The sequence below is a fragment of the Lysobacter sp. CFH 32150 genome (assembly GCF_022758295.1).
Taxonomy (GTDB): domain Bacteria; phylum Pseudomonadota; class Gammaproteobacteria; order Xanthomonadales; family Xanthomonadaceae; genus CFH-32150.
Genome location: NZ_JALDWJ010000015.1, coordinates 1 through 5,614 on the forward strand (window position 1 = coordinate 1; position 5,614 = coordinate 5,614).

The 5,614-nt window shown below is 54.5% G+C and carries 8 protein-coding genes; 1 reads left to right on the plus strand and 7 read right to left on the minus strand.

Features of this window, described 5'->3' with window-relative positions:
- Nucleotides 1-247 precede the first annotated feature (247 nt).
- The gene (locus tag MO486_RS16300) at nucleotides 248-493 is read left to right on the plus strand and encodes a hypothetical protein (RefSeq protein WP_242910889.1); all 246 of its coding nucleotides are present in this window, start codon (nucleotides 248-250) and stop codon (nucleotides 491-493) included.
- 189 nt (nucleotides 494-682) lie between these two features.
- On the opposite strand, the gene MO486_RS16305 is transcribed toward MO486_RS16300, so the two are convergent.
- From MO486_RS16305 to MO486_RS16335, 7 genes are all read right to left on the minus strand, one after another.
- Complete coding sequence (locus MO486_RS16305; protein ID WP_242910891.1) at nucleotides 683-1,072, minus strand: hypothetical protein; 390 nt, start codon at nucleotides 1,070-1,072, stop codon at nucleotides 683-685.
- A 478-nt stretch (nucleotides 1,073-1,550) separates the two neighbouring features.
- Nucleotides 1,551-1,910, minus strand: a complete 360-nt coding sequence (locus MO486_RS16310) for a DUF2513 domain-containing protein (protein ID WP_242910905.1) — start codon at nucleotides 1,908-1,910, stop codon at nucleotides 1,551-1,553.
- Nucleotides 1,911-1,969: 59 nt separating this feature from the next.
- Nucleotides 1,970-2,389 (minus strand): VOC family protein, encoded by a 420-nt coding sequence (locus MO486_RS16315; RefSeq protein ID WP_242910921.1) that lies wholly within the window; start codon nucleotides 2,387-2,389, stop codon nucleotides 1,970-1,972.
- 455 nt (nucleotides 2,390-2,844) lie between these two features.
- On the minus strand, nucleotides 2,845-3,303 hold the full coding sequence (locus MO486_RS16320) for a hypothetical protein (RefSeq protein ID WP_242910930.1): 459 nt from the start codon (nucleotides 3,301-3,303) through the stop codon (nucleotides 2,845-2,847).
- Nucleotides 3,304-3,387: 84 nt separating this feature from the next.
- Nucleotides 3,388-3,807: an FKBP-type peptidyl-prolyl cis-trans isomerase gene (locus MO486_RS16325; protein ID WP_242910932.1), complete on the minus strand. Its 420-nt coding sequence runs from the start codon at nucleotides 3,805-3,807 to the stop codon at nucleotides 3,388-3,390.
- A 98-nt stretch (nucleotides 3,808-3,905) separates the two neighbouring features.
- Entirely contained in the window at nucleotides 3,906-4,367 is a 462-nt protein-coding gene (locus MO486_RS16330) for a hypothetical protein (RefSeq protein WP_242910934.1), read from the minus strand.
- Nucleotides 4,368-5,071: 704 nt separating this feature from the next.
- Complete coding sequence (locus MO486_RS16335) at nucleotides 5,072-5,473, minus strand: hypothetical protein (RefSeq protein WP_242910936.1); 402 nt, start codon at nucleotides 5,471-5,473, stop codon at nucleotides 5,072-5,074.
- Between the last annotated feature and the right edge of the window lie 141 nt (nucleotides 5,474-5,614).

A 5,614-nucleotide genomic window follows, 5' to 3' on the forward strand; every position in this document is an offset into this window, starting at 1 on the left:
AGGCAAGCAAAACAAATGTAAGAAGTACGCTGCTAACTAAGAATGGGCGCGCTGAGTGCTTCATGGGTGCCTAACGCCTGAATTAAGCCGAGCCGCGAAGCGGCTTCGGCTTGAATGAATTGTTAGGCGCCATCCGACCACCCGGCGCCCTCAATCAGTGTAGGTGAACAGCCAGCCAAAGAGCGCCCTCTGAAACGCGTCGGACTGTGTGGGGTGTGCCAGCAGGCAGGAACACGTGGTCACCGGAATGCAGCTCAAAGAGCGTGCCAGCAACCTCAAGGGTTGCCTCTCCTTGGATCATTGCCACCCACTCATCCTGGAGCTGCACGTACTCGGTCGGAGTTATAGCCTCGGAGCTGACAATGCGCTCAATGACAAGGTTCTTGTGATTGAGGAGCTCTTCGAAGCGTTCTCCTTTGGCAGGAGCGTCGGCATCAACGAAAAGATTTCCAATTCGCATGCGACAACCTCCGATATGGCGCCTAACGCCTGAATTAAGCCGAGCCGCGAAGCGGCTTCGGCTTGAATGAATTGTTAGGGTGCATGCCCGGACCTTGCAAGCAGAAGCCTTGCCCGTTGGGCCAGCCTGTCACGGTCTTTGAGGTAAGCAGTGGGGGCATGTGTGATCGCTACTGCACTAGCCGCCTGCATGGGCGAAAGCTGGTCGAGTGACCTGTCGTATTCACGACGCGAAACTAGTGAGGCCATGATCGGTGCCGTTATAGGAAAGGGTGGCGTAAAGGCCGTACATCTTTGGTTTGCCAAGGTGCATTGGGAGAAGGATTTGCCAAAGCGTATTGCGAACATGCCACTGCCCCTGACTTAAACCGGAATAAATCCTGGATGTGACAAGACGCGTGGCGTAGGGGCCGGGTGAGACAGCGTTTGCGTCAATTAGGTCACGGATCATTCGCGGAGGAGATGCGTCTTGTGGATCAGCTCCGGCAAGTAGTCCTTCGATCTGCGCCAAATGAGGCCTGATGGCGAATGTGTCGTATGCAACGAGCCCAACTACGGGCACTCCTAGCAGCAAGACCGCTGCTTTCGCCAAATTTACGATGATGCTGCTCATGCGCCCTAACGCCTGAATTAAGCCGAGCCGCGAAGCGGCTTCGGCTTGAATGAATTGTTATGCGCTAGTCCGCGCATACCGTCGCGCCTGCTTCTTTAGCCGTCTCATCAACGCGCCAACCCTGGTCAGTTGCCAAGAAAACCCAGCGAGCCGACCCGCAACTGAAGTCACGACGCATATCCTTGAGACAGAGGAGCAATCGGTCTTCTCCGCCTCGGAACCAGATGTCTGTCTGATTCTTCCTGGGCCCTGCAATGACAGCCAATGCAATCAGATCTTCGGCGGACTCCGGCGGCGCGGCCAGCCGCGACCACGCAAAGGGCGCTACGCCACAATCGTTGTGACGTGGCGTCAACCTGCCAGTGGTGCAGGCTGTGAGCGTAACGACTGCTAGCAAGCTCAAATAGCGCATAACGCCTGAATTAAGCCGAGCCGCGAAGCGGCTTCGGCTTGAATGAATTGTTAGGCACCAACCGACTTACAGGCCGAGCTGGCCCTTTGCGTAAGCAATTAGAAGTGCCTTGAGTAGCTCAAACGAAACTGTACCAGTCTTGCTAGTGACCTGTTTCTTAGCGGTGTTCCATGCCGTTTTGTCGCGGGCTGTATCGAGGAACTCGTGTCCTTGCCACGTAAGGCTGAAAGGCAGAACGCGAATTACGCGACCCGTTTGGCTCAACTGCGGCTCTGCGCGAATCAGTCCAGCCTCAAACAGAAGGATCAAGTGGTAATTGATCTCTAGCTCAGCGTGGCCGTCCATCTGAGGAATGGCCGGAGCGTCGTTTGGACGAGACTCAAGATGGAGCAAGAGTTCTCTTACAAGCTCTAAGTCACGTTTCATTTGGTGCCTAACGCCTGAATTAAGCCGAGCCGCGAAGCGGCTTCGGCTTGAATGAATTGTTAGGCCTCAGCCGACTCATGTTGAGTGCCGAGCACGGCAGAAACATTGCGGTAGGCCTTGATCTCAATAACGTTGTTGCTTGGATCACAGAGCAACATCTTGCCATGCTCGTGCGCGGTGCCCGCGCCAGAGATGGTGGGTGGCCGCAGGAAAGTGCAGCCTTGTCTCTCGAGCTTGGCTCCGAGCGCTATCCAATCTTGCCATCGCAAGATAGCTCCGAAGTGGCGCACACCGTGTTGGTCTGGAGGTAACACCTCGCTCGGCCGGTTATGCAACGTAAGCTGGTGCCCGAACAGCAGGATGTCCGCCCAGTCGTCGTTATCTCGACCGACCGTGGCGCCAAGAGTGTCACAGTAGAAAGTCTTGGCCGCAGGGAGATCCAGGACCGGGAATGACAGGTGGAAGATGGGACGGTCCACAGTGATCTTTTCCTGAGGCCTAACGCCTGAATTAAGCCGAGCCGCGAAGCGGCTTCGGCTTGAATGAATTGTTAGGCCGCAAGCTAGTCATCGTTGGCATAGAACGCATAGCCGAACCTACTGCGACCAAGAATGCCCTGAAGGAGTCCGACTTGCCATGACTCCTCAATCACCAAGGTAGGTATTGCGCCGGTGTTGGCAGTGGCGTAAGCGCCACCGGCCAGCCACTCAGATAGAACTAGCTGTTTGGCCAGGTCATGCGCATGCTCTGGGTCTCGAGCGCGTACTAAGCGTGTTGTGAAGAACCCGATTACAGGATCGCCTCCATCGAAGGGGAGGGATATGCCAGCGCCAGATAGTCTGACTTTGAAGTACGGCATGAGTGAGCGCGGCCTAACGCCTGAATTAAGCCGAGCCGCGAAGCGGCTTCGGCTTGAATGAATTGTTAGGCAACACTACGGCTGCCATACGCCGAGCACAATGAGAAGAAAAAGCGAGCCAATGACGGCAACAGCTGATGCGGCAAGGCATAAAAGGCCGAGCAAAAATACGCGCCAATTGGACTGAAATGTGAAGCTTGGAGAGTCTGCAATGGCCTGTTTAGTCATTTGGTACTTTTCAGCAATGTGTCTCCCTATGGCGATGTAAATAATCGCAAAGAGGAAGGCGGTTCCCTTCTCCGGCAGAAAAGGTGCAATCGCGATGATGGCCAGAATTGCTACTGACCCAATTATGAGAGTTCTTTTCGCTAGGCGACTATTGTCAAGCGCTACGAAATTGGCCCAAAGAAAATAAATCAAGCCGACAGGGCCTCCAATCGTTCCGCAAGCAATTTGCGTCGGTGAATAAAGGCGAGTGGACTCAGAAATGGGCCGAATTGCGGGAGTAGAAGATTGATATTGAGTGGCTGTCATAGCTCTCACATGTGGTGCCTAACGCCTGAATTAAGCCGAGCCGCGAAGCGGCTTCGGCTTGAATGAATTGTTAGGCCGCATAGCTTACGGCGCCTCAATCGCTATCAGCTCAACATCGTAATAGAGCGTATCTTCTGGCGAGAGCCCGTCCGAGTACGTGGTTCTCTTGCTCAAGCTTGGCGGAACGATCAGTTTCCGGTGCTCGCCAACTCTCATGCCCGTAACCGCTTCATCTACACCGTCAATCACTTGTTTTCCGCCAAGCAGGAAACGTAGTGGCTGTCCATTGGTGCGAGTACTGAAATGGACGCGGCCATCAGAAAACATGGTCGTTTCATGGATGGTTACATATTGACCAGCGCGTGCGGTTGGCCCCGAACCCTTTTTAACAACCGTATAGACGAGGCCAGACGACGTGTTGATAGGTTTCGGCGAACTCGCGCAGCCAAAAGCAAGTGCTACGAGCAACGTGAGAAGTGCCGCAATCAACTGTGATCGTCTCATTTGGTACTCCAATCAACGTCTATGGTTGGGATGCGGCCTAACGCCTGAATTAAGCCGAGCCGCGAAGCGGCTTCGGCTTGAATGAATTGTTAGACGGCCTACTCATTGCTTATCGGCGAACCGGAGCTGTCAAATGGAGGTGTGTAGTGCATGACTCTGCTTGCGTCTTGTATGGAAAGCCGAATGCGATCGCCGTTCGACCACTGCGATAGGTCGGAGAACTGTACGTACAAGTTCTTGGACTGGCCTGGTTTGATTGTAATTTTCCTGTTAGGCGCTAAGTACGTGCCAAGCGAGGTCGCGAAATCAGTCCAAGTGCCTTGCCGATTGAACTGATAGGTATACAGCGGCTCTGGAATTGTCGGGCGGAATCTGCCTTCTACACCAAAGGTGACAGGCCCACTGCCGTTGTTCTCAATTGTTAGGCGTATACATTGAGAATCCTTGTAGCAACGCGCCATGCCGGAAAGTGAGACTTTGACAGGGTCACCCTGCGCCATGGTTGGTGCTGAGGCCGCCATGAGCGCAGAGATGATGAGCAGGCTGGCGAATATTTTCATGGCCGTCTAACGCCTGAATTAAGCCGAGCCGCGAAGCGGCTTCGGCTTGAATGAACTGTTAGGCCTCATTGCTTGGGCCTGGTTAGTCGCTTAGACGCAAGTATGCCAAACCAAAAGAAGAGCCCAAGAACTATGAGGGACACGCCAAGATACGCAAGGCTGCCAATTGCCGGGCGCAGCTGCCGCAAAGGCCATGCGACAAGGACGATTGAAGCAACCCAGAATGCAACGCGCAAAAGATATGGAGCTCGATCAGCTGGATTGATGCGCCTGAGACGGAGCCACAAACCAATTGCGAGTAATGCCACACCTAAAAGCAGGGTGATGTTGATCTGCATGAGGCCTAACGCCTGAATTAAGCCGAGCCGCGAAGCGGCTTCGGCTTGAATGAATTGTTAGGCCGACTTGCGACCCTTGGCAAAATGATATGCGCCAGACGAAGCCGCCAAGACAATAAGCACATGAAGCACCACCATTGCCCAGAAGCCGAATGGGTTATCCGCAAGGGCGATGATGTCACGACCCCGCGCAGGCCCATTGATGTGTCCGGTGAACAAACCACCGGCTAATGACCCAAGAGTAGTTCCAGCGACAACAGCCAGAAGCAACACGCAACCAAGAATCTCAAGTGTTCTGCGCATAGAAATTGGCTAAAAGTGGGACAACGTCTACCAGAAGTGCCCGGTGGCGGCCTAACGCCTGAATTAAGCCGAGCCGCGAAGCGGCTTCGGCTTGAATGAATTGTTAGGGCTGCTGCCCGCGAACCATGAGTTGCTGGCTGGAACGTAGAGCAACACTAGGGCCACGACCTTGGCCGCTGCCACCAGCCAACCGGACGTACTGAGGTCAGCAATGTGGCCGAGAACTGAGAGAAGGCCAAGAATCCCGACGACGGTATAGGCAGAACGTGCCCAGCGCTTGCCTCGCATAATCATTACGAGCAAGGCCGCAAGTAGCAAATAGACGGCCGCCAGAGTGCTGTAGGGCAACCACAAGGGCACACTCAAGGTGCGAGAGAGCAAGATCATTTGCCAAAGCCCAGCCCCATGAGTCGCCAGCAGTAACGCGACCGAGAGGAGGACGGGTTTGGGAATGTTGACGTGCATTGAGCTATCTCAGCAGGCCTAACGCCTGAATTAAGCCGAGCCGCGAAGCGGCTTCGGCTTGAATGAATTGTTAGGCACCTGCTTTGCTCCTGACCAGGCGCCATGCCGAACCGGTAAGGATGGAAAGCAATGCAGACGCCA

Excerpts from the sequence above, each read along its gene's own strand:
- MO486_RS16305 (WP_242910891.1), bottom strand. The coding sequence starts at position 1,072 with ATGAGCAGCATCATCGTAAATTTGGCGAAAGCAGCGGTCTTGCTGCTA.
- MO486_RS16325 (WP_242910932.1), bottom strand. The coding sequence starts at position 3,807 with ATGAGACGATCACAGTTGATTGCGGCACTTCTCACGTTGCTCGTAGCA.
- MO486_RS16300 (WP_242910889.1), top strand. The coding sequence starts at position 248 with ATGCAGCTCAAAGAGCGTGCCAGCAACCTCAAGGGTTGCCTCTCCTTG.
- MO486_RS16335 (WP_242910936.1), bottom strand. The coding sequence starts at position 5,473 with ATGCACGTCAACATTCCCAAACCCGTCCTCCTCTCGGTCGCGTTACTG.
- MO486_RS16330 (WP_242910934.1), bottom strand. The coding sequence starts at position 4,367 with ATGAAAATATTCGCCAGCCTGCTCATCATCTCTGCGCTCATGGCGGCC.
- MO486_RS16320 (WP_242910930.1), bottom strand. The coding sequence starts at position 3,303 with ATGACAGCCACTCAATATCAATCTTCTACTCCCGCAATTCGGCCCATT.
- MO486_RS16310 (WP_242910905.1), bottom strand. The coding sequence starts at position 1,910 with ATGAAACGTGACTTAGAGCTTGTAAGAGAACTCTTGCTCCATCTTGAG.